Consider the following 23,580-nt stretch of genomic DNA (forward strand, 5'->3'; position numbering starts at 1 on the left):
CTCCGACGATGCCGCCGACCGTCCGGTCGGTCAGGAGTGGAGGCGGTCCAGGAAGGCCGACACGTGGCCGTTCATACGGGCGACCTGCTGCTCCACGGTGAGGCTCTCCTCGAAGCGCGCCCCGGGCCCGGGCAGCTTCTTGCCGCGTACGTAGAGGGAACAGGCGAGGTCGGCGCAGATGTACACGCCGACCGAGTTGCCCTCGCGGCCGGCCGGACCGACCTTGCGGGCCGTCATCAGGGAGACGCCGTTCCCGGGGTGGGTGGTCAGACACAGCGAGCACATGCTGCGGTGCATGAAGCCGCGCTGCTGCGAGGGGAAGCGCAGGGTCACGCCGACGGGGCCGCCCGACCGCTCGGCCACCAGGTAGCTGCGGTCGGGCGCCCCGGGGTCGCGCCAGCCCATGAAGTCCAGATCGTCCCACGGCCGGTCCGCCAGATCGTGGGGTACGAACAGGCGCTTGGCCTCTCCCTTGGAGCAGTTGACGAACGAACCGCGGATGTCCTGCTCGGTGAGCGGCTTCATGGCGGGGGTTCTCCTGACGGATCGGGACGGTGCGAAAGCTGAACCTAGGGTCACTAGGTTCTGACCTAGGCTACGTAGCCGATCCGGGGAGAGCCAATGTATTTTTGTGGAGGATGACGGTGTACGTGCTACACGTCGTCGTCGAGGTCCGGGTCGGGGCCGTGACCGGCGGACGAGTCCGTGTCGGACAGGCGCAGGGCCAGGGTGCGCAGGAGATCGGTGCTCTTGATCTCGGTGCGCTCCGTGTCGTGGATGTCGGCGAGCTCCGAGAACAGGAAGGCGAAGGCGCCGACGAGGGAGATGGCGGCGGGCATCAGCGCGTCGATGACCGCCTGGCCGGCCTCGGCGGGGGTGGCGTCGCCGGGGACCTCCACCGAGGGGAAGACCTCCGTCACGAGCCTGCCCAGTTGGGCCTCGCCGGCGTCGATGTCGACCTCGGTGTCCTCGTTGAGCCTGCGCACCATTTCCTGGGTCTCGGTCAGGACGCCGATCGCTCGGAGGATGATCTCGCTCTGTTCCATGCGGGGAGCTTATGCGGTGCGCATGTACGGGGGTGGGGGTGGGCGTTGCGGGGTTGCTGCGGGTCCGTCGTGGCTGGCCGCGCAGTTCCCCGCGCCCCTCAAAAGACTGCGCCGTTCCCCGCGCCCCTAAAGGCGAAAGGACTGCGCAGTTCCCCGCGCCCCCTGAGCCAAAGCCAGAAGATTGCGCCGTTCCCCGCGCCCCCAAGGGCCAAAGACGAAAAGACTGCGCCGTTCCCCGCGCCCCCAGGGGGGTGCGCCCCTGGGGATGTCCCTGCGGGTGGATGAAGGGCTGCCGGGGGTGGACGTGCCCTTTTAGGGTCGCGGGGAACTGCGCGATCTTTGAGGCGCGCCAACGGCGGCGCCCCGCCCGGCGGCGTACCCCGGGGCGGGGCCGCCGCGACGGCGGTCGGCCCGAGGGTCAGGCGGCCTTGCGCTGCCCGCCCCCGTGCTCCCGGACGATCTCGGCGTACCGGCGTCCGCTGCCCTTCACCGTGCGGCGCTGCGTCTTGTAGTCGACGTGGACCAGGCCGAAGCGCTTGTCGTAGCCGTACGCCCACTCGAAGTTGTCCAGCAGCGACCACGCGTAGTAGCCCGCCAGCGGAGCCCCCTTGCGGGCCGCCGAGGCGCAGGCCGCCAGGTGCTGTTCGAGGTACTGGGTGCGCTCGGGGTCGTCGACCGTACCGTCGGGGCGTACGACGTCCGGGTAGGCGGAGCCGTTCTCCGTGACGTACAGCTTGCGCGCGCCGTACTCGTCCGTGAGGCGCAGCAGCAGGTTCTCGATGCCGGCCGCGTCGATCTCCCAGTCCATGGCCGTGCGCGGTACACCGTGCCGGCGGACGGCGGCGGCGTACGGGGCCGGGCCCGTCGGGTCGTCCTCGATGGCCGACGGGAAGTAGTAGTTGAGCCCCAGCCAGTCCATCGGCTGGGCCATGACCGCCAAGTCGCCCGCCTGCTCCGGGAGTTCGACTCCGTACACCTCGCGCATGTCCGCCGGGAAGCCGCGGCCGTGGACCGGGTCGAGCCACCAGCGGTTGGTGTGTCCGTCCATGCGCCGGGCCGCCGCGATGTCCTCGGGGCGTTCGGTGGCGGCCTCGATGTAGGACAGGTTGTTGACGATGCCGACCTGGGCGCCGGGGGCCGCGGCGCGGATCGCCTGGGTGGCGAGGCCGTGGCCGAGGAGCAGGTGGTAGGACGCGCGGACGGCCGCCGTGAGGTCGGTCAGGCCCGGGGCCATCCGGCCCTCCAGGTGGCCGATCCACGCCGAGCACAGCGGCTCGTTGAGGGTCGTCCAGTGCTGGACTCGGTCGCCGAGCCGTTCGGCCACGACGGTCGCGTACGACGCCAGGTGGTGTGCCGTGTCGCGCTCGGTCCAGCCGCCCCGGTCCTGGAGCACCTGCGGAAGGTCCCAGTGGTACAGGGTGACCGATGGGGTGATGCCGGCCTCCAGCAGGCCGTCGATCAGTGAGTCGTAGAAGTCGAGGCCCTTGGCGTTCGCGGGGCCGTCGCCGCCCGGTACCACCCGTGGCCAGGCGATCGAGAGCCGGTACGCGTTGGTGCCCAGTTCCTTCATCAGGGCGATGTCCTCGCGCCACCGGTGGTAGTGGTCGCAGGCGACATCGCCGTGGTCGTCGCCGTCCACCTTCCCCGGTGTGTGCGAGAAGGTGTCCCAGATGGAGGGCGAACGGCCGTCCTCAGCCACGGCACCTTCGATCTGGTACGCCGAGGTGGCCGTGCCCCACACGAAGTCCTGGGGGAGTGCGGCGAGATCGATGGTCACAGAAGTCCTCTCGGAACGGGGGGAGTTGAGCGGCGAGCGGGTGGTGGTCACTTGACGGCCCCGGCGGTGAGTCCGGCGACCAGGTAGCGCTGGAGGAGCAGGAACCCGGCGACCACGGGCACGCTCACCACGAGTGAGGCGGCCATGACCTGGTTCCAGTACACGTCGTTCTGTGTGGCGTAGCCCTGGAGGCCGACGGCGAGCGTGCGCGTGGTGTCGTTGGTCATCACCGACGCGAACAGCACCTCGCCCCACGCCGTCATGAACGCGTACACGGCGACGGCGACGATCCCCGGCACCGCGGCGGGCACGACGACCCGGAAGAGCGCGCCGAGCGGCCCGTTGCCGTCCACCATCGCCGCCTCGTCCAGGTCGCGGGGCACCGACTCGAAGTACCCGATCAGCATCCAGATCGAGAACGGCAGCGAGAACGTCAGATAGGTGAGGATCAGACCGATCCGCGAGCCGAAGAGCGCGATACCGGTGGCGTTGCCGATGTTCACGTAGATGAGGAACAGCGGGAGCAGGAACAGGATCCCGGGGAACATCTGCGTGGACAGCACGGTCACGGTGAACAGGCGCTTCCCGCGGAAGCGGTAGCGGCTCACGCCGTACGCGGCGAAGATCGCGATCACCACCGACAGGACCGTCGCCGCACCCGCCACGATCAGTGAGTTGACGAAGTACTTCGCCAGCGGGACCGTCGACCAGATGTCGATGTAGGGGCGGATCGTCAGCCCGCTGGGCAGCCAGCGGAACTTGCCCGACACGTCCTCCAGCGGCTTCAGCGAACTGGACAGCATCACGTACACGGGCAGCAGCACGAACCCGGTGAGCAGCGTGAGAAAGATCCGCCGCGACCAGACGAAGGACCGGGGCGCGGCCATCGGTGACCGCCGCGCGGTCCTGTGCGTTCTAGACATCGGCCGCCTTCCGTCCGCGCGAGGTGAGGGCGAGATAGACACCCGTCACGACCAGCAGGAACAGCAGAAGCAGCACGGACATCGCGGATCCCGTCCCGAAGTTCCACGTCACGAACGACGACTGGTAGATGTGGATCGAGATCAGGTCGGCCGCTTCCGGTGCCGCCTTGCCGAACAGCACGTACGGCGTGTTGAAGTCGTTGAACGTCCACAGGAAGAGCACGAGGACCAGCACCTGGTTGACCGGCCGCAGCGACGGCAGCGTGATGCGGCGCAACTGCTGGAGCATCCCGGCCCCGTCGATCGAGGCCGCCTCGTACAGCTCCTTGGGGATGTTCTGCAGGCCCGCCATCACGATGAGGAAGGCGAACGGCCAGCCCTTCCACACCGACACCACGAGCAGCGCGATGAAACTGTTGTCGCCGATCAGCCAGAAGGACGGGCTGTCGGTGAGGCCCAGCTGGTCGTGCAGCACATGGTTCACCAGGCCGTTGTCCCGCTGGAACATGAAGGCCCAGGTGATGACGGCCGCGTACACCGGAAGCGCGTACGGGACGAGGAACACGGCCCGCAGGAAGCCCCGGCCACGGAAGTTCTCCTGCATGTACACCGCGGCCGTCGTGCCGAGCAGCCAGCACAGGCCGACGGAGAGCACGGTGAACGCGCAGGTGACGAAGAACGAGTGGAGCAGCGCCTTGCCGATGGGCGCGTCGAAGTCCACCGACAGGCTGTAGTTGTCGAGGCCCGCCCAGGGCGCGGCGCCCCAGTCGCGGATGTAGAACTGCGTGAGCTCCTTGAAGCTCATGACGATGCCGATCACCATCGGCACCAGATGGACGAGGAGTTCGAGCAGCAGGGCGGGCAGCAGGAGCAGATACGGCAGGGCGATCCGGCGTACCCGCCCGGTGCGGCGGCGCGGGGCAGGCGCCGTCGCACCGGGCGGTGCTTCCTTCCCGACCGCGGGCTCGGCGGTCACGGTCATCGAACGCTCACTTCTTCGGCATCTGCTGCTGGGCCTCGTCGAGCTTCTCCTTGACGGAGGCCGTGGTCACCGGCCGGCCGGCCGCCGCCTCGGCGAAGAGCTCCTTGACGGCCGTGCCGACCGCGGTCTCGAACTGCGACTCGTTCGCCACCTGCGGCAGCGGTGCCGCGCTCTCGGCGAGTGTGTCCCGGATGACCTTCAGGGCGGGCGTGTTGAACGCGGGGTCCTGCTGGGCCGCCTTGACCGGCGGGATGGACCCGTAGGTCTTGTTGAGGATCGTCTGCTCGTCCACGCTCGTCATGAAGTTCACGAACTTCAGGGCGCCGTCGATGTTGTCGGTGTTCTTGAAGACGGCCATGTTGATGCCCGCCACCATCGAGTTGACGGCCGTGTCGGCGCCCGGGGTGCCGGACTGGACCGGCACCGGAGCGACGCCCCACTCGTCGTCGCTCATGCCGTGGGCCTTGAGCGTGGCCGCAGCCGTCTGCCACAGCACCATCGCCGTCTTGTCCTTGGCGAAGTCCTGGAGGGACTGGTTCTGCGCGTACTCGGCGTTGCCGGGCGCGACGACCTTGTCCTTGCCCATCAGATCGACGTACTGCTTGACCGCCGCCACGGCCCCGTCGGAGGTGAAGTCGGGCTTGCCCTCGGCGTCGAAGAAGTCCGCGCCGTGCTGCTTGGCGAAGACGAAGACGTGGTGGATGTTCTCCGAGAGGTTCGCGCCCTCGGCGCCCAGCGCCCACTTGTCGTCCTTGGAGATCTTCTTCCCGTCGGCGACCAGATCGTCCCAGGTGGCGGGCGGCCCGGATATCCCCGCGTCCTCGAACATCTTCTTGTTGTAGTAGAGCGCGTACGCCATCGAGTACAGCGGGACCGCCGCGGGGTCGGAGCCGGTCTCGCCCGCCGAGCCGAGCGCCGATTCGACGAACCGGTCCTTGCCGCCGATCTTGCCGAAGTTCTTGGCGTCCCAGGGCAGCAGGGCCCCGGTCGCCTGGAGGGAGGCGGACCAGGTGTTGCCGATGTTGAGGACGTCCGGGCCCTGGCCCGAGGTGGTCGCGGCGAGGATGCGGTTGAGGAGGTCCGACCAGGGGATGACCTCCAGCTTCACCTTGATGCCGGTCTGCTTCTCGAACTTCTTCAGCTCGGGAGTGAGGGTCTTCTTGTCGGCCTCGATGCTGGGGCCCTGGTTGGAGGCCCAGTAGGTGAGCGTCTTAGGCGAGTCGTTGGACCCGCCGTCCGTCGACGAGCCACCGCCGCACGCGGTCACGGCGGCCAGCAAGGAGACAGTGACCGCGCTCGCGGCCGCGGCTCGGGTTCTGCGCATGACGTCAGGCGTCCCTTCCTGAGGGAAAACGGAGGATCGTCCTGCGTTCACTTCTCGAACGACCCTCACGGCTTAATTTAGGACGTGAGTTAAGACCCGGAAGAAAGTCGCGTCAAGGGATCGCGCAGCGGTATCTTGCAGGTCGGGGGTACGGCGGGAAGGGAACACATGGCGGGGCGGAACGGGCGAACGGTACGTGACCTGCGACGAGGCAATCGCACGGCCGTGCTGAGGAGGCTCTACTTCGACGGACCGATGAGCCGGTTCGAACTCGGGCCCGCCACCGGGCTCAGTTCCGGCTCCATCAGCAACGTCGTCGCCGAGCTGGTCGCCGACGGCCTGGTGGAGGAGGCGGGCAGCGTCGACTCCGACGGCGGCCGGCCCCGCACCCTGCTCCGGGTCGCCCCCGCCAGCGGCCACATGATCGGCGTGGACGTCGGCGAGACCCGCGTCCGCGTCGAGCTCTTCGACCTGTCACTGACCGAACTCGCCCGCACCGAACGCCCGTTGGAGCACCAGGGGTACGACGTCGACGTCATCGTCGGCCACATCCGCGACGGCGTCGCCGAGGTCCTGGCCACCGCGGGCATCGCCCCCGAGCGGCTCCTGGGCGTGGGCATCGGCGTACCCGGCATCGTGGAACGCACCGCGGCGGACGGCGCCGTCGTGCACGGCCAGACCATCGGCTGGCCCGCCGTCCCGCTGGAGTCCCTGCTCCGCACCGCCTGCGGCCTGCCGGACTCCGTCCCGTACTTCACCGACAACGGCGCCAAGACCCTCGGCCAGGCCGAGATGTGGTTCGGCGCGGGACGCGGCGCGCGCAACGCGGTCGTGGTGCTCTTCGGCTCCGGCGTCGGCGCCAGCCTGGTCTCGGACGACGTGGAACTGGGCCGGGCCGTGGAATGGGGCCACCTGACCGTACGAGTCAGGGGGCGCCGCTGCCGCTGCGGCGCGCTCGGCTGTCTGGAGGCGTACGCCGGGGCCGAGGCCCTGCTGCAACGCTGGGAGGAGGCCGGGGGACGGCCCCCCAAGGGCGTCGACGAGGAGACGGCCCTCACGGCCATGCTGGCGGCGGCCTATCCGGTCGAGAGCGGGGCAGGTGGCGGTGCGGCTACGGGCCTCGGCGTGGCCGCGCCCGTATCCGCATCCGCATCCGCATCCGCGCCCACGTCCGTATCCGTATCCGCATCCGCGGGTGGTTCGGCGGCGGGGGGCGGGACGCGCGGCGGGGCGGCCGCGGGCCTCGGTGTGTCCGGGTCCGCGTCCGGGTCCACGTCTGCGTCCGCACCCGCGGGTGGTTCGGCGGTCGGTGGGGTGGCCGGCATTGGGGCAACTCGCGGCGGGGGTGTGCCTGGTGGGACGCCCGGTGGTGGAGACGCGGACGGTGCGGCGGCCGGCAGCGGGGCGAGCACCGGTGAGGGTGCCGCGAGCGCTGCCGCGGGTGCCGTGGGCGTCGCCGGTGGCGTGGGGGTCGCCGGTGCCGACCCGGTGGCGCTCGCCGTGCTGGAGGAGACGGCCGAGTACCTGGGCGCGGGCCTCTCCGACCTGATCAACCTCTTCCAGCCCGAACGCATCCTCATCGGCGGCTGGGCCGGACTCCAGCTGGGCTCCCGCTTCCTGCCCGCCGTCCGCGCCCACGCCGTGTCGTACGCGCTGCGCCACCCGGCCGAACGGGTCACCATCGAGCTGGGCGCCCTCGGACCCGACGCGGTCACGGTCGGCGCGGCGATCCTTCCGCTGGCCGACTTCTTCGCCCGCGGCGGTCGGCGCCCGGGCCCCGGACCGGGTTCGGGGGACACCCCGCCACCGGCCTGGCGCGCGGCCCTGGAGGAGCGCGCCCCGCACTGACACGCGGGGCTCCCATGGTTTGCCGGGTGCTCCCGGCAGGTACCCGCACCCTGGCCGACAAGGGACTTCCGCCCCGTGCGGCCCGACGAGGAGGGGAGCGCACCGTGAGCGAATACGGGACCAGGACGCCCGAGGAGAACGATGGCCCCGTACCCCGGGACCTGCCGGACCAGCAGGTGCAGGAGGGCGAGGACCCCTGGGATGTCGTCACACCGCCCGAGTCGGGGCCGGACGAGGACGGGGACGGCGGCGTACGGGCGGAGCCCGAGACCGACGTCCCCGACACCGACGAGGCGGGCACCGGCAGGCAGGGCGACCCGGGCACGAGCACGGTCCACCCCGAGGACCCCGAGCCGGAGGAATCTCCCGCCTGAGCACCTGAGCACCTGAGCACCTGAGCGCCTGCCCCGCGTGCCTGAGCCCGCAAGGCGCCTCAGGGCGCCTCGTTGAGCCGGTGCCGCTGCTGCCGCCGCTGTCTCAGGCGAACGCGTCGATGCCCGTGAGCTCGGCCGAGAGGGCCCACAGACGGGCCGCGGACGCCGGGTCGATCGCGTACTCGCGTACGCCGGTCCGCGTACCGTCGGCCGGGGCGAGCTCGGCGATGTCGCAGTCCTCGCAGTACACGCCGCCCATGCCGGCCAATTGCGGGGAGGTCGCCGCCCACACCTGGGTGGCCGCGCCCTGCTCGGGGGACTTGAAGCCCTCCGGGTTCAGCGGGACACCGTTCTCGTCGATCCAGCCGCGCTCGACCATCTCCTGCCGGGGGAGGTGGCGCTGGAGCGGCGTGAGGATGCCGCCCGGGTGCAGGGCGAAGGCCCGTACGCCGGAGTCCTTGCCCAGGGCGTCGAGCTGCACGGCGAACAGGACGTTGGCCGTCTTCGCCTGGCCGTACGCCTCCCACTTGTCGTAGTCGCCGCGGTTCCAGTGCGGGTCGTCCCAGCGGATGTCCGAGGTGTGGTGGCCCGTCGAGGAGACGGAGACGATCCGGGCGCCGCCCGGGGCGATCGCCGGCCAGAGCCGGTTGACCAGCGCGAAGTGGCCCAGGTGGTTCGTCGCGAACTGCGCCTCCCAGCCGGGGCCGACGCGGGTCTCGGGGCAGGCCATGATCCCGGCGTTGTCGATGACGAGGTCGACGGTGCGGCCCGAGGCGAGGAACCGGTCGGCGAACGCGCGCACGCTCTCCAGGTCGCCGAGGTCCAGCTCGTCCACCTCGACGCCGTCGATCCCGGCGACCGCCTCCTCGGCGACCGCCCGGCGCCGCGCGGGAACGACGACCGTGGCACCCGCCTTGCTGAGCGCGCGGGTCGTCTCCAGGCCGAGCCCCGAGTAGCCGCCGGTGACGATCGCCAGCCTGCCCGAGAGGTCGATGCCGGCGAGGACGTCGTCCGCGGTGCTGTGCCGGTCGAAGCCCGAACCGATCTTGTGCTGTGCAGTGGTCATACGGGCGACGCTACGGATTGGAGCGCTCTCGAAGTCAAGCGACGCCCCCAGGGAACGGGAAAGGCCCCGACCGGACGGGGGAATCGCGGTCGGGGCCGTCTGTGGGTGGCCACGGATGGCGGTCGCCTCTCGGCGGTGTGCTCCACAGGGCTTCAGCCGAACGATCTTCCCTGTGGGCGGAAGGTGAGGCCCGGGGACACTGTCCCATCCGCACCCACAGCTGATTTAACGGGAAACTACCGACGGGTGTTCCCAGGTCGGAGCGGGTCCTATCGTGATCTGCGTCACGAGCCGACCGAGCCGGCCGAGCTGCTCGGCCGGCCAGGGCAGCGTCCGCTGCTCAGCCTCCCGCCGTCATCGGCAGCTCAGCCTCCCGCCGTCATCGGGCTCTTGGACAGCGACGCCAGAAGGTGGGCCGGGTCCCGGTAGACGGAGCTCGCCCCGGCCTTCTCCAGATCGGCGCGCGGGATGCCGCCGCACAGCACTCCCACGCACAGGACCCCCGCTCCGGCGCCCGCGCGCATGTCCCAGACCGTGTCACCCACGAAGAACGAGTGCTCGGCCGAGGCCCCGGCGAGTTCCAGCGCGTGCTCCACGGGGTCGGGCGCGGGTTTGCCCGAGTCCACGTCGTCGGAGCTGGCCGTCGCTCTGATGACGTCGTCGGCGTCGATGGCCCGCCGGAGCGCCGCCAGCTCCGACCCGCCGGCGGAGGTGGCGAGCACGACCGTCCAGCCCTCGCTGTCGAGGCGCCGCAGCAGGTCACCGGCGCCGGGGAACGGGCGCAGCCGCTCGAAGTACGTGCCGTAGACGGTCTTGTGGGCGGCGCTGATCGCGTCGTCCTGCCCGGTGTCGCGCCCGTCGCCCAGCAGATGCGCGATCAGGTCGTCGGAACCGAGGCCCACCGCCCGGTGGACGTCGTGCATCGACACATCGTGCCCGGCCTGCCGGAACGCCTCCCACCAGGCCGTCACATGCAGATGGTTGGTGTCGACAAGAGTGCCGTCCACATCGAATACGGCCGCCCGCTCCATACCTGGTCCCTTCGCCGCGGTGTCGCGTTGTTCCAGGTATCCCAGTACCGCGTCACAGGGCCCGTACGCCCGCGGGAGTCACCCGATCCCGCGTCCAGGCCAGCAGTTCCTCCGCCGACCAGGTGGTGACCACGCGCTCGGGGGGCACCTCGCACTCCTCGGCCCGCGCGCACCCGTACACCTGCCATCCGAGCTGTCCCGGCGCGTGCGCGTCGGTGTCCACGGAGAACAGCACGCCCGCCGCGACGGCCCGGCGCAGCAGCCGCCGCGGTGGATCGAGCCGCTCGGGACGGCTGTTGATCTCGACCGCCGTGCCCGTCTCGGCGCAGGCGGCGAACACGGCGTCCGCGTCGAACTCCGACTCCGGCCGCCCCCGCCCGGTGACCAGCCGACCCGTGCAGTGCCCCAGCACGTCCGAGTGCGGATTCTGTACGGCGGCGACCATCCGGCGGGTCATCGCGGGCGCGTCCATCCGCAGCTTGGAGTGGACCGACACCACGACGACGTCGAGCCGTTCGAGCAGCTCCGGCTCCTGGTCCAGTGATCCGTCGTCGAAGATGTCGCACTCGATTCCGGTGAGCAGCCGGAAGGGGGCCCAGCGCTCGTTCAGTTCCGCCACCACGTCCAGCTGCTCCCGCAGCCGCTCGGGGGACAGACCGCTCGCCACCGTCAGGCGCGGCGAGTGATCGGTGAGGACCGCCCACTCGTGCCCGAGCCGCGCCGCGGCTCGGCCCATCTCCTCGACGGGGCTGCCGCCGTCCGACCAGTCGGAGTGCAGATGGCAGTCGCCGCGCAGCAGGGCCGCCAGCTTCTGGCCGCCCTCGACGAGGGGCTCCGCGGCCTCCTGCTCCAGTTTCTCCAGATAGCCGGGCGGCTGTCCGGCCAGCGCCTCGCGTACCACCTGCGCGGTCTTCGGCCCGATGCCCTTCAGCGACTCCAGCGACCCGTCGGCCACCCGCCGGGCCACCTCGCCGGCGGACAGCTCCGTGACGACGCCCGCCGCCGTGCGGAACGCCCGTACGCGATAGGTGGGGGCCTGGGACCGCTCCAGCAGGAACGCGATACGGTCCAGCGCCTCGGCCGGGTCCATGGCTCAAGGGTGGCCCAGCCGGCCCGGGTCCGCACGGCAGCCGACCGGCCTGCCCTGTGCCACCATGAAATGCGAACCTCGCAGCGACAGGTACGGCCCCTGCCGCGCCGGCGCCGCCGAGCGTCACGACGACCGACACCGCCGCCCGGGCAGGCTTATCGGCGGCACGCGTGTGGAACCGGTGGGATCATGACTGAAATCGCCAGCCCTCACATCTCGTACCCGCGGATCACGGTCCTGGGCGTGCAGCCCGGGGATCCGCCCTTCCGCATCGTGGAGATCGACGGCGCCGTCATCGGTGAGGCCAAGAGCTTCACGGACGTCCTGATGGCCGCCGCGGCGTACGGCATTCCGGTGCACGACGCAGACGACCCGGCCGTGGTCCGCTGGGTCGGCGGGGACAAGCTCACCTGGCATCCGCGGTAGCCGTGCACCGGCCGGCGGTGCCTGGCAGGGGGCGCGCCGCGCGGTGGCTCTCGCGCCGTGGTGAGCCGTCGCGGGTGGCGCGGCCCCGCGCATCGGCGGACCGCGGAAGCGCACACGGCCGTGCATGGGGCCCGTCCGGCGAGGGCACTTTGATCTTGCAGCGCGCGTGACCCGAGGAGGGGAGTGGCACGTCCGGCAACGGCGGACGTGCACGTGACACACGGGCCACGCGCGGGCGTCGTACGTACGAGCAGAGCCAGGCCGGGCGATCCCCGGGCCTGGCTCTGCCGCTGCTGGACGTCCGTGGAGGTCCGCCTCTCAGCCGACCGTCCACTTCTGGTTGGCCGCGCCCGTGCAGGTCCACAGCTGCAGCCGGGTGCTGTTGGCCGAGTTGTTGCCCGTCACGTCCAGGCACTTGTTTGCCTGAGGGTTCACGATGTCGTTCGCCCCGCTGACGACCCACTGCTGGGCGGGTACGCCCGCGCAGTCCCAGAGCTGGACGGGTGTGCCGTCGGCCGTGCCGCCGCCGGCGGCGTCCAGGCACTTGCCCAGCGCCCGGATGGTGCCGTCCGAGCCCACGTTCCACTGCTGGGCCGCGGTGCCGTTGCAGTCGTAGAGCTGGACGGGCGTGCCGTTGGCGGCGTTCGCCCCCGCCACGTCGACGCACTTGCCCGCCAGGCCCCTGATGGCCGAGCCGCCGCCGGAGCCGGCACCCGTCGTCACCTTCACCTCGTCCACGACGAGCTGCGAGGGGAAGGGGGTCGAACCGTTCGGGTCGCCCGGCCAGTAGCCGCCCACCGCGAGGTTGAGGATCAGGAAGAACGGCTTGTTGAACACCCACTGCCTGCCGCCCAGGTCGGCCGGGGTGCGGGTCTGGTAGACGGTGCCGTCCACGGACCAGACGACCCGTTCGGGCGACCAGTCGACCGCGAAGGTGTGGAAGGCGTCGGCGAAGGCCTGGCCGCCGGGCAGTGAGTAGCCGGCGCCTATGCCGCCGGAGCCGGAGTAGCCGGGGCCGTGCAGGGTGCCGTGCACGGTGCCGGGTTCGAAGCCGACGTTCTCCATGATGTCGATCTCGCCCGAGTTGGGCCAGCCGACCTGTCCGATGTCGTTGCCCAGCATCCAGAACGCGGGCCACATGCCCTGCCCGCGCGGCACCTTCAGCCGGGCCTCGACCCGCCCGTAGGTGGTGGTGAACTTGCCGGAGGTGTTGAGGCGGGCCGAGGTGTACTCGCAACGCCCGTACCAGCACTGGTAGTTGTTCGGGTTCTCGCGGCGGGCCTCGATGACCAGGTGGCCCTGGCCGTCGAGCTTCGCGTTGTTGTTGCCGGCTGTGTAGTACTGCCGCTCGTGGTTGTTGACGTTGTCGCCGGTCTCGATCTGCCACTTCGAGGAGTTGGGGGCGGAACCGGCGGCGCCGTCGAAGGTGTCCTGGAACGTCACCGCCGCGGCGGCGCTCGGAGCAGGGTCCGCCTGGACGTGTGCCGCCCGTGCCGGATCCGCTTGCGCGGGTCCGACCGCGACGGATGCGAGCAGTGCGGTGGACAGGGCGGCGAGGAGGTATCTGCGGAGTCGGCGTGGGGAGTCCACGACTTCTCCCTTCCGTACGGCGATCCCCGTGGGGAGGAGCCGACTGAGGTGGGGGGTAAGCGCTTCGACTCTTGATTTAAGAAGTGAAGTAAGGGGTGCGTCAAGATGCTGGTACAGACCAGCTGTTCACACCCCGCAGAACTCCCCGCCTCAGACCCGTACGGCCTCAACTCCGCTACGGATCAGGCGCCTTGGCGGCCTCAGGCAGCGGCGGCCTTGCGCTCGCGCCGTCGCGGATGCACGGCGCGGCTCATCCGCCGGCCGAGGAGCAGATACCCGATCAGGGCGCCGGAGGTGTTGAGGATGACGTCGTCGATGTCGAAGGCGCGGCCGGTGATGAAAGTCCCCTGCACCACCTCGACCAGCAGCATGACCAGGGCGGTCAGCAGGGTCACCCGCAGGATGCCGCGCGCCTTGGGCACCAGCAGCGGCAGCAGCACACCGAAGGGGATGCCGAGGACGATGTTGCCGCCGATCTGCTTGACCGCGTCCCGCAGCTCGGGCTGGTCGAGATAGGCGCGCAGGGAGCGTCCCGGGTGGATGTTGTTGTGCGTCAGTGCCTCGGAGGCCGGCGACGGCTGCAGCGTGAGCTTGGCCAGCACGGCGGCGAAGGCCACCATCGCGGCGAAGGCCAGGAGGACGACGAGGATGCGCACGACCAGGGGAGGCCGGCGCCGTTCGCGGACCGCCTTCGAGGACGGCGAACGCGGTGGCTTGGACGACGGTTTGCGGGGCGCTTTCGAGGACGGCCGCTCGCTCTTCCCGCCGAGGCGGAAACGCGGCTTCGCGGCGCGGGAGTCCGTCTTCGCGGGGCCCGAGCGTGACGCGGAGCGGAAACCGAATGCGGTACGGGGGCGTAGCGCTTCGCGGGCCATGCAACCCTCCAGTTTGAGACTGCGGTGTGGTGGAACCCGCATACCCTTTGATCGGTCGAAGATGCCGCCGTAATCGGCCGGTTGGAAGCAACCCGGCCGGGACGCGAATGCGCCCGCGAGCTGCCCATGGAGCGGCTCGCGGGCGCGGTCGTGTGCGCGGTGGTGAGCGGGGCGCCGACCGGGCGGCCGGCACCTGATCGAGGGCTCAGGTCCCGTAGGTCACACGCACCTCCTTGAACCCGAGCGAGCCCAGCAGACCCTTGAGCATGCTGGTGGTGTTCTCCTCGGCACGGGCGGTCAGCTCGCTGTCCTTCGCGGCGTCACCGATGTGCCGGGCGGCGAGCCGCTGCACGGCCCGCTCGTCGTTCGGGTTGTCCGAGAAGACGTCGCCGAGCCGGTCGAGGAGACCGCGCTGCTTGGAGACGGCGTACGAGTGGTCGGGGTCCAGTGCCGGCTTGCCCAGGGCCGCATGGGGGAGCCTGAGCGTGGCCGATGTGCGGTCCTCGTTGACCTGCACATCCTTGTCGCGGATCTTTCCGAGGTCGACATAGGAGTCGACGGTGCCCGCCCCCACGTACAGGGTGCGGGTGCCCCGGACCGCGTCCGGCAGATACTTGGTGTCCTTCTCCAGATCCACCACCACCTGGAAGTTGCCCGAGGCGGCGTCGTAACGGCTGATGTCCTGGATGGACTTGAGGAGCGTGGGCCCCGTCCGGTCGTGGGTCTCCTCGCCGAACACGTCGCCCAGTCCGGGCAGCAGGCTCCACCGAAGACCGGCGAAGAGCACCGCCAGAACCAGCACGACGGCACTCACGACCTTCGCCCATCCGGGCACGCGCTTAAGAGACGTCGTCATGTGGACCGTCCTCCTTCCTCCTTCCTTGTGCCCGCCAAATGCCGCGCCAGACAGGCACGTTGGCGTGCGCCTGCGCACGGCTCGGGCCCCGTGCCGGTCAGCGCACCGGACGGTCCCCCGAGGGCCGTGACCACCAGACGCCCTCGCCGTGGGTGAGAGCGGGCAGCCGCAGCTCGATGTCACGCACGTGCCGGGCGGGCAGCCGGCCCGTGACCAGCCACGAGGTGCTGCCGCCCGTCGTCTCCCCGAACTCCGTCCCACAGGCGGCGAGCAGGGCCGTGACGGGGGCGAGCGCGTCGAGGGGCAGGTCGGCCTCGAAGGAGTGGTACGGCTCGTACCCCCGTGTCCCGGCGTGCTCCAGAGCGCGGCGCAACACCACCGGCGTGAGCCCGCGGAAGTCACCCGCCGTGCTGAGCGGCGCGACGTAACCGGAGCGGACGAGCGTGACGCGGCAGTCCGTCACCGGCCGGCCGTGCGAACCGCCGTCCAGCAGGGTGGCGTGCACGGTGTCCTCGATCGCCTGATGGAACGCGCGGGGCAGCGCGCCGAGTTCGGTCTCGTACGCGAAGACCGTGCCGCTGCCGTTCGGGCCTGGCTCGACGCGCAGACCGACCGTCGCCCAGAACCCGGTGTGGCCGCGCCGCCTGACCTCCTCGTACGCCTCCCCGGTGCCCACCGGCCGCTCCAGGTACCGGATCCGGCTCGGCTCGAACCCGGCCTCGATACCGAAGTCCTGGGCGAGGGTCGCGGCGAGAACCTCCTTCTGCACCTCCCCGTACAGGAGCAGCGCGGTGCCGCCGGACGGTCCGGGGCGCGCGTGCAGCAGCGGGTCCTGGTCGGCCAGGGCCAGCAGGGCGGCGCGCAGCGGTGCCGCTTGCTCGGGCTCCCGGGCGTGTACCAGGGTCTCCAGGGTGGGGGCGGCGAACTGCGGGGCGTGGTCCGGACCCGGGCCGAGGCGGTCGCTGACCCGGATGCCGTGCAGGCCGGTCACCGCGGCGATGTTGCCCGTGGTGAGCGGCCCCGGCCGGCCCACCACGTCGAGCCCGAGAGCCCGGCCGGGCACCTGCCTCTCCCTGCCGTCAGCCTCGCGCCGCCGAAAGACCAGCCGCTGACGCTGCGTCACCTCACCCTCGTACAGACGGAGATAGGCGGTCCGCTCGCCGTCGGGCCGGGGGCGTACGGCGAAGACCGTGCCGCGTGGCTCCACCGTGCCGGACGCCTCTACGAGGCCCGCCGCGCCCACGGGACCGGATGCCGGGATGAACCGGGTGACGGCCTCGACGAGTTCGGCGACGCCCTGGCCACCGAGCGCCGAGCCGAAGAGGACGGGGTGCAGGGAGCCGTCGGCCGTCCGCGCGGCGAGCGCGGCCAGCAACTCGTCCTGAGTCGGCTGCGGACCGTCCACGACCGCCGCCAGGATGCCCGGATCGGCGTCGGCGAGCGTCTCCGTCGTCCGCGCCTCGTCCACCGCGCGCGGTACGACCCGGGCGCGCGCGGTGCCGATGTCACGTACACCCGTGAGCGGGACGATGTACGGGGTCAGCCGGCGCCGGATGTCGTCCAGCAGGCCCTCCTCCCGGGCGCCCGCACGGTCGATCTTGTTCACGAAGACGAGCGTGGGCAGCCGGAGCCGCCGCAGGGTCTTCATCAGCACCCGCGTCTGGGCCTGCACGCCCTCCACGGCGGACAGCAGCAGGACCGCCCCGTCGAGGACTTCCAGGGCGCGCTCGACCTCCGCGACGAAGTCGGAGTGCCCCGGGGTGTCGATCAGGTTGATCTGCACGTCACCGGGCGTGGCCCCGGCCGTGGCCCCGGTCTCGTCCGCGGCCTTGGCTCCGGCTTTGTCACCTGCCACGTCCTTCGTGGTGAAGGCGGCGACGGCCGAGCGGATGGTGATGCCGCGCTCTCGTTCGATCGCGCCGTCATCCGTGCGGGTGTCGCCGGCGTCGACGCTGCCGAGCCGGTCGATGACGCCGGCGTCGAAGAGCAGCCGTTCGGTGAGGCTGGTCTTACCGGCGTCGACGTGCGCCAGGATGCCGACGTTCAGGGTGCGGGTGCGGGTGCGGGTGCGCGAGAAGTGCGCGGTGTTCCAGGAGTTCATGCGTGGTCGGGTCCTCAAGAACGATCGTCCGGTGGGGGCGAGGGGTTCCGAGGAATCGGCGCATGCGAGCTCCTGAGGTCGGGGAGTGGTCCACAGGCATGATGGCCCGTTCCCGTGGGTCGGCCGCAACCGAATTTCCCGCCCGTGGACAGGGCGCCCGAACGGCGGTACCGAGTAAGTACCGAACAGGCGAGGAGAGCGGACCGAGCGGAGCGGACCGGGCGGCGCACGCCCGTGTCACCGGGCGATCAGGAGGGCTCGCAGTGGTCAAGGCGAAGTTCGAGCGGACCAAGCCGCACGTCAACATCGGCACCATCGGTCACATCGACCACGGCAAGACGACCCTCACGGCGGCCGTGACGAAGGTCTTGCACGACAGGTTCCCCGACCTCAACCCGTACACGCCGTTCGAGCAGATCGACAAGGCGCCCGAGGAGCGGCAGCGCGGCATCACGATCTCCATCGCGCATGTCGAGTACCAGACGGAGCGGCGGCACTACGCGCACGTCGACTGCCCGGGGCACGCCGACTACATCAAGAACATGATCACGGGAGCGGCGCAGATGGACGGCGCGATCCTCGTGGTCGCCGCGACCGACGGGCCGATGCCGCAGACCAAGGAGCACGTCCTGCTGGCGCGGCAGGTCGGCGTCCCGTACATCGTCGTCGCCCTGAACAAGACGGACATGGTCGACGACGAGGAGATCCTCGAACTGGTCGAGCTTGAGGTGCGCGACCTGCTCACCGAGTACGAGTTCCCGGGCGACGACGTCCCGGTCGTGCGGGTCTCCGCGCTCAAGGCCCTGGAGGGCGACGAGCAGTGGACCGCTTCCGTGCTCGAACTCCTCGCCGCCGTGGACGAGTTCGTGCCCGAGCCGGTGCGCGACGTGGACCGGCCCTTCCTGATGCCGATCGAGGACGTCTTCACCATCACGGGCCGCGGCACGGTCGTCACCGGTCGCATCGAACGCGGCGTGCTGAAGATCAACCAGGAGGTCGAGATCATCGGCATCCACGCGGAGAGGACGAAGACGACGGTCACGGGCGTCGAGATGTTCCGCAAGCTGCTCGACGAGGGCCGGGCCGGGGAGAACGTCGGGCTGCTCCTGCGGGGCGTGAAGCGGGAGGACGTCGAGCGCGGGCAGGTCGTCATCAGGCCGGGTTCGGTGGCACCGCATGCCGAGTTCGAGGCGACCGCGTACATCCTGTCGAAGGACGAGGGCGGCCGGCACACGCCCTTCTTCCACAACTACCGGCCGCAGTTCTACTTCCGTACGACGGACGTCACGGGAGTCGTCACCCTGCCCAAGGGCACCGAGATGGTCATGCCGGGCGACAACACGACCATGCACGTCGAGCTGATCCAGCCGATCGCGATGGAGGAAGGGCTGAAGTTCGCGATCAGGGAGGGCGGGCGGACGGTCGGCGCGGGCCAGGTCACCAAGATCCTGAAATAGCCGGGCCGGGGCTCCTTGAGTACCGCTGTCGGAGTACTCAGGTCGTCATGAGCACTCCGGACCCTACGAGTACTCCGAGGCGGCCTCCGGGCGCCCCAGGGCCTCGTCCATGCTCGACAGCGGCGGCATGACCTTCGTCAGCTCGGTCACGCGCAGGATGCGCAGGGTCAGCGGATGGGTGCAGACCAGATGCACTGTGCCGCTCTGGGCGAGGACCCGGCGGCGGGCCCGGTACAGCAGACGCAGGCCCGAGCAGTCGAAGAACTCGATGTGCCGCAGGTCGAGGACGACCCGGGCGCCCGGGAGTCCCGTCGCCGCGTCCAGCACCGGAATGATGTCCAGCGCGGCGAGGATGTCGATCTCGCCGTGGAATTCGAGCACGGTGTGTCCGCGCTCTTGGTGCACGCGCAGGTGCGGGGAGTGCGGCCCAGGTTTGTTGCGCACGACGACATCACCTCCAACAGGGTCACCGGGGACCAGGGTGACGTCGTTCCGTGAGCATAGAGCCGACGTGGCGCAGCTTGAGACCGCTCCACCGTCCCTCACCCTGCAAGTTACCCTCGTTAGAGGGAATTTCAGCATGTTCGATTGACATATGTCTGTCATTTAGGGAAGGCGCCACACCTTCAGTGCGCCCCGCAGCGCGCCCCCGCGTGCGCGGACCGCGCCCTGCAGACGCGGGGAACCGCGCGGCCGGTCCCGCCGGCCCGCAGGTCACATCGCTGCCGGCACACCGGAGCCCCGGGACGCCAGGAAGGCCCCGCGACATCATCGGTGATGTCGCGGGGCCCGCCGCAAGAGCTACCGGAAGAACTACCGCACCTGAAGGACGAGCTTGCCCACCGTCCGCCCGGTATCGCCCAGCGCGTGCGCCTTCGCCGCCTCCGCCAACGGGAACACCTCCGCGACCGTGGCGCGCAGCGTCCCCGCGGCCACGAGCCCGGCGATGGCACTCATCCCGGCCTGGTCGGCCTCCACGAGCATCTCCGCGGCCCGCACGCCGAGTCCTTCCGCCTCCTCGGCGAGCTCAGGGGTTCCGGATACCAGGATCGACACGAGCAAACCACCCGGACGCAGCGTCCGCAGCGAACGCGAGCGGTAGTCGCCCCCGACCGTGTCCAGGACGACGTCGACGTCCCGCACGGCCTCGGCGAAATCGGTCTCCCGGTAGTCGACCAGCTCGTCGGCGCCCAGCCCGCGCAGGAACTCGTGCTTCCCCGCGCTGGCCGTACCGATCACATACGCTCCCCGCTCCTTGGCGATCTGGACGGCCAGGTGTCCCACCCCGCCGGCCGCGGCGTGGATCAGCACCCGCTGTCCGGGCCGCACGTCCGCCGTGTCGACCAGCGCCTGCCAGGCGGTCAGCGCGGCGAGCGGGACGGCTCCCGCCTGGATGTGGTCGACCTCGGCCGGCTTACGGGCAAGGGCCCGCGCGGGAGCGACGACGTATTCGGCGTGCGCCCCTACGCCGTACGGGTAAGGCAGCATGCCGAAGACCTCGTCGCCGGGCTTGTGGACGGCGACGCCGAGACCGACGGCCTCGACGACCCCGGAGACGTCCCAGCCGAGAACGAACGGCGGCTTCTTGAGGAATCCGCCGTTGGCCCGGTGCTTCCAGTCGGTCGGGTTCAGGCCCGCCGCATGCACCCTGACCAGCACCTCGCTCGGTCCCGGCTTCGGGATCTCCAGTTCCACCTCCTTGAGGACCTCGGTACCGCCGAGGACGTCCTGACTGATCGCGCGCATCGTGTTCGCAGTGCTCATGCGTCTCAGCCTGCCCGGCTTCGGAGACCGAGGAAATGGCATGATTGCCATTGTTCGATAGGATCGTGCCATGCGGCGTTCGGAGACACAGATGCAGAAGACGCAGACGCAGGCGCAGACGTACTGCGGGGGGCGCCTCGTGCACGCGGAGCGGACGGGGGAGCGGACGGGGGACTCCGGACGCCCCGACCCTCAGCGGTACGAGGGACATGTCGAGCGAGTGGTCGTACTCGCCCTCGACGGGGTGTACCCCTTCGAACTCGGCATCCCGAACCGGGTGTTCGGCTCCGCCGAGGGCCGCTACGAGGTACTGACCTGCACCGTGGACGGGCGGCCGGTCCGCAGCGACTCGGACTTCTCGATCACCGTCGAGCACGGGCCCGAAGTGCTGCCCACCGCCGACACCGTGGTGATCCCGCCCTTCGCGCTGACGGACCTCGGCACGGATCTGCCCGACGCGGTGGCCGACGCGCTCAGGGCGATCCGCCCCGGCACCCGGATCGTCTCCATCTGCACAGGCGCCTTCGTGCTGGCGGCGGCCGGCATGCTCGCCGGCCGCCGGGCTACCACGCACTGGCAGCTCGCCGGGCTGTTCCGGCAGATGTTCCCGGAGGTGGACCTCGACGCCGACGTGCTGTTCGTCGACGAGGGCTCCCTGCTCACCTCGGCGGGCGCCGCGTCCGGGGTGGACGTCTGCCTGCACCTGGTGCGCAAGGACCACGGCAGTGAACTCGCCAACCGGGTGGCGCGGTCCTGCGTGGTGCCGCCGTGGCGTGACGGCGGCCAGGCCCAGTACATCGAGCAGCCGGTACCCGGACCGGCGGCGACGAGCACCGCGGCGACGCGGCACTGGGCGCTGGAACGGCTCGGCGAGCCGCTGACACTGGCCGAGCTTGCCGACCATGCGCGGATGAGCCTGCGTACGTTCGCGCGCCGGTTCAACGACGAGGTCGGGATGAGTCCCGGACGCTGGCTCATCCAGCAACGGGTCGTACGGGCGCGGCAGTTGCTCGAAGCGAGTGATCTGGCGGTGGATCAGATCGCGGGGGAGGTGGGGTTCGCGACGGGTACGTCGTTGCGGCAGCATCTGCATGCGGCGATCGGGGTGTCGCCGCAGGCGTACCGCCGTACGTTCCAGGCGGACCGCCGCGCTTGACGCCCCCGCCGGCCGCCCCGTCCGGGGGTCACCGCCTCAGGGGCTCCGCCCCGAACCCCTGGTGCGCAGTTCCCCGCGCCCCCAAGGGCGGACCTGCCACCCGTCACCACCTCGGGGGCTCCGCCCCCGGCCCCCCGGTGCGCAGTTCCCCGCGCCCCTAAAGGCGGGCCTGCTCCCGGACCCCTGCTGTGCGGTTGCCCGCGCCGCTCAAAGCGGGCTTGCTGCCGGACCCCTGCTGTCCAGTCCCCCCGGCGCTATCGGGTTTAGGGGCGCGGGGAACTGCGCGGACGGCCCCCACCGGGCCGCGGACGAAGCTCATCCCCCGCGAACCCCCTCCCACCGCACCGCGTGCAACGCCACCAGCAAGCGCCACACCTTGTGTGCGACTTCCTCCGGGGTGCCCGGTACGAGCCCGTGCAGCCAGTCCGCGAGGACCCCCGCGAAGGCCGCCGCGACGGCCGAGGCGACGAGCGGCGCCTCCGGCGCACCGGCGAGCTCGCGCTCGGCGAGGCTGCGGGCGCGCAGGTCCTGATGGAGGACGCGCCCCAGCGGACCACCACCCCCCGGAGCCAACAGCGCGCGATACAGCGAGGCATGCGCCGGCAGCCCCGCGAAGAACCCGAGCAGCGCGTCCGGCGCCGACCTGGGATCGGGCCTGCCCCGCCACGCGTGCAGCGCGTCCACGGCATCGCGCACGACATCGGCGCAGGCGTCGACGGCCAGCGCCTCCAGATCGGCGTAGTGCAGATAGAACGTGGCCCGGCCGACCCCGGCCGCCCGCACCAGCGCGGCGACGCTCACCTCCGTGAGCGGCCGCCGCGCGCACTCGTCGAGGAGGGCCCGGCGCAGCTTGGCCCGGGTGCGTTCGGCCCGGGGGTCGGAGGTCACCGGGCGACGAGGACGGCGGCGAGGGCGAGTGCGCCGGGCAGGGCCTGCGCGAACAGGATGCGCCGGTTCGCGGTGGCCGCCCCGTACAGGCCCGCGACGACCACGCACACCAGGAAGAAGACCTGGGCGCCGAACCCCGTCGGGTCACCGGCGACCAGCCCCCAGACGAGCCCGGCCGCGAGAAACCCGTTGTAGAGCCCCTGATTGGCGGCGAGCGGAGCGGTGGCCCGCGCCATCTCCGCATCAAACCCGTGCAGCCCCCGCCCCGGCTTCCGCTCCCACAGGAACATCTCCAGAACGAGGATGTAGGCGTGCAGAACGGCAACGAAACCGACCAGCAGGTTGGCGAGCGTCTGCATGGGGATGGGCTCCTTCGAGGGTCCGCGACATCCTGGACAGGTGTCCAAGTTCCTGGACGAGTGTCCACTATTCTTGGACAGCTGTCCAGAAAGCAGTCCCTCATTGTCGGACCCGGCCGCTAACGTCCTGCCCCATGACTGCTGACCGCGACCAAGCGCCCGTCCGTACGGCGACCCTCCATACGGCGATCGTGCGCAGGGCCCGCCCCGACGACATTCCGGCGCTCGTCGCTTCCAGCGCGGCCCTGTTCGCCGAGGACGCCGGCACCCGCGACCCCACGGTCGACATCAGTTGGCCACTTACGCACGGCGCCGAGCGCTTCGCCTCGGGGCTCGACGACCCGGCACGGTTGTTCCTCGTCGCCGAGTGCGGCGGCGAGGTCGTGGGGCATCTCGCGGGCCTGGTCGCGGAGGGTTCCGCGATGCGTCCGCTGAAAGTCGCCACCCTGCTCAGCCTGTATGTGCGCCCGGCGCATCGCGGTGCCCGGACCGGGGCGCGGCTCGCGGCCGTCTTTCTGGAGTGGGCGCGCGAACAGGGCGCCCAGCAGGCGGAGGTGACGGCCTACGCGGGCAACCAGGACGCGATCCGGTTCTACGAGCGCAGCGGCTTCGGGGCGTACACGCTCACCCTCGGGCAGCCGCTGTAA

Annotated in this window: 23 protein-coding genes; 6 read left to right on the plus strand and 17 right to left on the minus strand. The window is 70.9% G+C overall.

Annotated features, from left to right (window positions below):
- Nucleotides 1-30 precede the first annotated feature (30 nt).
- From C6Y14_RS27560 to C6Y14_RS27585, 6 genes are all read right to left on the minus strand, one after another.
- Entirely contained in the window at nucleotides 31-525 is a 495-nt protein-coding gene (locus tag C6Y14_RS27560) for an FBP domain-containing protein (protein WP_107019512.1), read from the minus strand.
- 128 nt (nucleotides 526-653) lie between these two features.
- Complete coding sequence (locus C6Y14_RS27565) at nucleotides 654-1,046, minus strand: hypothetical protein (protein WP_107019513.1); 393 nt, start codon at nucleotides 1,044-1,046, stop codon at nucleotides 654-656.
- Nucleotides 1,047-1,464: 418 nt separating this feature from the next.
- Nucleotides 1,465-2,823 carry a GH1 family beta-glucosidase gene (locus C6Y14_RS27570; RefSeq protein WP_107019514.1) on the minus strand — a complete coding sequence of 453 codons (1,359 nt, stop codon included), beginning with the start codon at nucleotides 2,821-2,823 and terminating at the stop codon, nucleotides 1,465-1,467.
- Nucleotides 2,824-2,870: 47 nt separating this feature from the next.
- On the minus strand, nucleotides 2,871-3,746 hold the full coding sequence (locus C6Y14_RS27575) for a carbohydrate ABC transporter permease (RefSeq protein ID WP_107019515.1): 876 nt from the start codon (nucleotides 3,744-3,746) through the stop codon (nucleotides 2,871-2,873).
- Nucleotides 3,739-4,728, minus strand: a complete 990-nt coding sequence (locus C6Y14_RS27580; RefSeq protein ID WP_107019516.1) for a carbohydrate ABC transporter permease — start codon at nucleotides 4,726-4,728, stop codon at nucleotides 3,739-3,741. The genes C6Y14_RS27575 and C6Y14_RS27580 overlap by 8 nt, the downstream gene beginning before the upstream one ends.
- 7 nt (nucleotides 4,729-4,735) lie before the next feature.
- Nucleotides 4,736-6,052 carry an ABC transporter substrate-binding protein gene (locus C6Y14_RS27585; protein WP_107019517.1) on the minus strand — a complete coding sequence of 439 codons (1,317 nt, stop codon included), beginning with the start codon at nucleotides 6,050-6,052 and terminating at the stop codon, nucleotides 4,736-4,738.
- Between the two features lie 255 nt (nucleotides 6,053-6,307).
- Between C6Y14_RS27585 and C6Y14_RS45240 the strand changes: the two genes are divergently transcribed.
- A complete protein-coding gene (locus C6Y14_RS45240; RefSeq protein WP_225891310.1) occupies nucleotides 6,308-7,900 on the plus strand; it encodes an ROK family protein in 1,593 nt (530 codons plus the stop codon).
- Nucleotides 7,901-8,004: 104 nt separating this feature from the next.
- Complete coding sequence (locus tag C6Y14_RS27600; protein WP_107019518.1) at nucleotides 8,005-8,274, plus strand: hypothetical protein; 270 nt, start codon at nucleotides 8,005-8,007, stop codon at nucleotides 8,272-8,274.
- A gap of 103 nt (nucleotides 8,275-8,377) precedes the next feature.
- Here the strand turns inward: C6Y14_RS27600 and C6Y14_RS27605 are convergent, their stop codons facing one another.
- The 3 genes from C6Y14_RS27605 to C6Y14_RS27615 all read right to left on the minus strand — a co-directional run bounded on the left by C6Y14_RS27605 (nucleotide 8,378) and on the right by C6Y14_RS27615 (nucleotide 11,461).
- Nucleotides 8,378-9,340 carry an SDR family NAD(P)-dependent oxidoreductase gene (locus tag C6Y14_RS27605; protein ID WP_107019519.1) on the minus strand — a complete coding sequence of 321 codons (963 nt, stop codon included), beginning with the start codon at nucleotides 9,338-9,340 and terminating at the stop codon, nucleotides 8,378-8,380.
- Nucleotides 9,341-9,705: 365 nt separating this feature from the next.
- Complete coding sequence (locus C6Y14_RS27610; protein WP_107019520.1) at nucleotides 9,706-10,371, minus strand: HAD family hydrolase; 666 nt, start codon at nucleotides 10,369-10,371, stop codon at nucleotides 9,706-9,708.
- Between the two features lie 52 nt (nucleotides 10,372-10,423).
- A complete protein-coding gene (locus C6Y14_RS27615) occupies nucleotides 10,424-11,461 on the minus strand; it encodes a PHP domain-containing protein (RefSeq protein ID WP_107019521.1) in 1,038 nt (345 codons plus the stop codon).
- A gap of 189 nt (nucleotides 11,462-11,650) precedes the next feature.
- On the opposite strand from C6Y14_RS27615, the gene C6Y14_RS27620 reads away from it, so the two are divergent.
- Entirely contained in the window at nucleotides 11,651-11,887 is a 237-nt protein-coding gene (locus C6Y14_RS27620; protein ID WP_107019522.1) for a hypothetical protein, read from the plus strand.
- A gap of 318 nt (nucleotides 11,888-12,205) precedes the next feature.
- Here C6Y14_RS27620 and C6Y14_RS27625 read toward each other — a convergent pair whose 3' ends face one another.
- The 4 genes from C6Y14_RS27625 to otr(A) all read right to left on the minus strand — a co-directional run bounded on the left by C6Y14_RS27625 (nucleotide 12,206) and on the right by otr(A) (nucleotide 17,309).
- On the minus strand, nucleotides 12,206-13,477 hold the full coding sequence (locus C6Y14_RS27625; RefSeq protein WP_107019523.1) for a glycoside hydrolase family 16 protein: 1,272 nt from the start codon (nucleotides 13,475-13,477) through the stop codon (nucleotides 12,206-12,208).
- A 200-nt stretch (nucleotides 13,478-13,677) separates the two neighbouring features.
- Nucleotides 13,678-14,352, minus strand: coding sequence for a VanZ family protein (locus tag C6Y14_RS27630; protein ID WP_107019524.1), 675 nt, complete (start codon nucleotides 14,350-14,352; stop codon nucleotides 13,678-13,680).
- 205 nt (nucleotides 14,353-14,557) lie between these two features.
- Nucleotides 14,558-15,208 carry a DUF4230 domain-containing protein gene (locus tag C6Y14_RS27635; protein ID WP_107019525.1) on the minus strand — a complete coding sequence of 217 codons (651 nt, stop codon included), beginning with the start codon at nucleotides 15,206-15,208 and terminating at the stop codon, nucleotides 14,558-14,560.
- A 97-nt stretch (nucleotides 15,209-15,305) separates the two neighbouring features.
- Entirely contained in the window at nucleotides 15,306-17,309 is a 2,004-nt protein-coding gene (otr(A), locus tag C6Y14_RS27640) for a tetracycline resistance ribosomal protection protein Otr(A) (RefSeq protein ID WP_107019526.1), read from the minus strand.
- Between the two features lie 263 nt (nucleotides 17,310-17,572).
- Between otr(A) and tuf the strand changes: the two genes are divergently transcribed.
- Nucleotides 17,573-18,766 (plus strand): elongation factor Tu, encoded by a 1,194-nt coding sequence (gene tuf / locus C6Y14_RS27645; RefSeq protein WP_107019527.1) that lies wholly within the window; start codon nucleotides 17,573-17,575, stop codon nucleotides 18,764-18,766.
- A 63-nt stretch (nucleotides 18,767-18,829) separates the two neighbouring features.
- Here the strand turns inward: tuf and C6Y14_RS27650 are convergent, their stop codons facing one another.
- Together C6Y14_RS27650 and C6Y14_RS27655 are read right to left on the minus strand one after the other, a co-directional pair.
- Complete coding sequence (locus tag C6Y14_RS27650) at nucleotides 18,830-19,210, minus strand: STAS domain-containing protein (protein ID WP_225891311.1); 381 nt, start codon at nucleotides 19,208-19,210, stop codon at nucleotides 18,830-18,832.
- 369 nt (nucleotides 19,211-19,579) lie between these two features.
- Nucleotides 19,580-20,530 carry an NADP-dependent oxidoreductase gene (locus tag C6Y14_RS27655; protein WP_107019529.1) on the minus strand — a complete coding sequence of 317 codons (951 nt, stop codon included), beginning with the start codon at nucleotides 20,528-20,530 and terminating at the stop codon, nucleotides 19,580-19,582.
- Nucleotides 20,531-20,600: 70 nt separating this feature from the next.
- On the opposite strand from C6Y14_RS27655, the gene C6Y14_RS27660 reads away from it, so the two are divergent.
- Nucleotides 20,601-21,686, plus strand: coding sequence for a GlxA family transcriptional regulator (locus C6Y14_RS27660; protein ID WP_225891312.1), 1,086 nt, complete (start codon nucleotides 20,601-20,603; stop codon nucleotides 21,684-21,686).
- Nucleotides 21,687-22,001: 315 nt separating this feature from the next.
- On the opposite strand, the gene C6Y14_RS27665 is transcribed toward C6Y14_RS27660, so the two are convergent.
- Nucleotides 22,002-22,574 (minus strand): TetR/AcrR family transcriptional regulator, encoded by a 573-nt coding sequence (locus C6Y14_RS27665; RefSeq protein WP_107019530.1) that lies wholly within the window; start codon nucleotides 22,572-22,574, stop codon nucleotides 22,002-22,004.
- Nucleotides 22,571-22,933 (minus strand): DUF1304 domain-containing protein, encoded by a 363-nt coding sequence (locus tag C6Y14_RS27670; RefSeq protein ID WP_107019531.1) that lies wholly within the window; start codon nucleotides 22,931-22,933, stop codon nucleotides 22,571-22,573. The genes C6Y14_RS27665 and C6Y14_RS27670 overlap by 4 nt, the downstream gene beginning before the upstream one ends.
- Before the next feature lie 134 nt (nucleotides 22,934-23,067).
- Between C6Y14_RS27670 and C6Y14_RS27675 the strand changes: the two genes are divergently transcribed.
- A complete protein-coding gene (locus C6Y14_RS27675; protein WP_107019532.1) occupies nucleotides 23,068-23,580 on the plus strand; it encodes a GNAT family N-acetyltransferase in 513 nt (170 codons plus the stop codon).

The organism is Streptomyces dioscori, assembly GCF_003024195.1.
In the GTDB taxonomy this organism is placed as follows: Bacteria; Actinomycetota; Actinomycetes; order Streptomycetales; family Streptomycetaceae; genus Streptomyces; species Streptomyces dioscori.

What these genes read in the sequence shown, in the direction of transcription:
- C6Y14_RS27560 (WP_107019512.1), bottom strand. Translation starts at nt 525, where the DNA reads ATGAAGCCGCTCACCGAGCAGGACATCCGCGGTTCGTTCGTCAACTGC.
- C6Y14_RS27565 (WP_107019513.1), bottom strand. Translation starts at nt 1,046, where the DNA reads ATGGAACAGAGCGAGATCATCCTCCGAGCGATCGGCGTCCTGACCGAG.
- C6Y14_RS27575 (WP_107019515.1), bottom strand. Translation starts at nt 3,746, where the DNA reads ATGTCTAGAACGCACAGGACCGCGCGGCGGTCACCGATGGCCGCGCCC.
- C6Y14_RS27580 (WP_107019516.1), bottom strand. Translation starts at nt 4,728, where the DNA reads ATGACCGTGACCGCCGAGCCCGCGGTCGGGAAGGAAGCACCGCCCGGT.
- C6Y14_RS27585 (WP_107019517.1), bottom strand. Translation starts at nt 6,052, where the DNA reads ATGCGCAGAACCCGAGCCGCGGCCGCGAGCGCGGTCACTGTCTCCTTG.
- C6Y14_RS45240 (WP_225891310.1), top strand. Translation starts at nt 6,308, where the DNA reads ATGAGCCGGTTCGAACTCGGGCCCGCCACCGGGCTCAGTTCCGGCTCC.
- C6Y14_RS27605 (WP_107019519.1), bottom strand. Translation starts at nt 9,340, where the DNA reads ATGACCACTGCACAGCACAAGATCGGTTCGGGCTTCGACCGGCACAGC.
- C6Y14_RS27610 (WP_107019520.1), bottom strand. Translation starts at nt 10,371, where the DNA reads ATGGAGCGGGCGGCCGTATTCGATGTGGACGGCACTCTTGTCGACACC.
- C6Y14_RS27615 (WP_107019521.1), bottom strand. Translation starts at nt 11,461, where the DNA reads ATGGACCCGGCCGAGGCGCTGGACCGTATCGCGTTCCTGCTGGAGCGG.
- C6Y14_RS27620 (WP_107019522.1), top strand. Translation starts at nt 11,651, where the DNA reads ATGACTGAAATCGCCAGCCCTCACATCTCGTACCCGCGGATCACGGTC.
- C6Y14_RS27630 (WP_107019524.1), bottom strand. Translation starts at nt 14,352, where the DNA reads ATGGCCCGCGAAGCGCTACGCCCCCGTACCGCATTCGGTTTCCGCTCC.
- C6Y14_RS27635 (WP_107019525.1), bottom strand. Translation starts at nt 15,208, where the DNA reads ATGACGACGTCTCTTAAGCGCGTGCCCGGATGGGCGAAGGTCGTGAGT.
- C6Y14_RS27655 (WP_107019529.1), bottom strand. Translation starts at nt 20,530, where the DNA reads ATGAGCACTGCGAACACGATGCGCGCGATCAGTCAGGACGTCCTCGGC.
- C6Y14_RS27660 (WP_225891312.1), top strand. Translation starts at nt 20,601, where the DNA reads ATGCGGCGTTCGGAGACACAGATGCAGAAGACGCAGACGCAGGCGCAG.
- C6Y14_RS27670 (WP_107019531.1), bottom strand. Translation starts at nt 22,933, where the DNA reads ATGCAGACGCTCGCCAACCTGCTGGTCGGTTTCGTTGCCGTTCTGCAC.
- C6Y14_RS27675 (WP_107019532.1), top strand. Translation starts at nt 23,068, where the DNA reads ATGACTGCTGACCGCGACCAAGCGCCCGTCCGTACGGCGACCCTCCAT.